Source organism: Tritonibacter sp. SIMBA_163 (assembly GCF_046535935.1).
Taxonomy (GTDB): domain Bacteria; phylum Pseudomonadota; class Alphaproteobacteria; order Rhodobacterales; family Rhodobacteraceae; genus Epibacterium; species Epibacterium scottomollicae.
In genome coordinates, this window is the sequence record NZ_JAWJBP010000683.1 from 1 (window position 1) to 261 (window position 261).

At 30.7% G+C, this 261-nt stretch carries 1 protein-coding gene; it reads left to right on the plus strand.

Going from position 1 to position 261, the window contains the following annotated elements:
* Nucleotides 1–103: 103 nt before the first annotated feature.
* Nucleotides 104–261: AAA family ATPase (locus R0J92_RS24050; RefSeq protein ID WP_411053529.1), on the plus strand; the 158-nt coding region annotated here is incomplete at its 3' end.

The window sequence follows — 261 nt, forward strand, 5'->3', positions numbered from 1 at the left end:
TCGATCAGAATCTAGAAATCTTTTTAAATAACAATTTTAAAAATAAGTTCTAATGAATTTATAGATGACATTCCAAACTCTTGTCAAAGGAGAATGATAGCTAATGTATTTGAAAAACGTAAGTCTTACGAACTTTAGGAAGTTTGGAGTAGGTTTAGACAATGAACCGGCTGTTACCATAGATTTTAATCCGAATTTTAATATTATAGTTGGAGAAAATGATTCTGGTAAAACGGCCGTTATAGATGCGGTTAGATACCT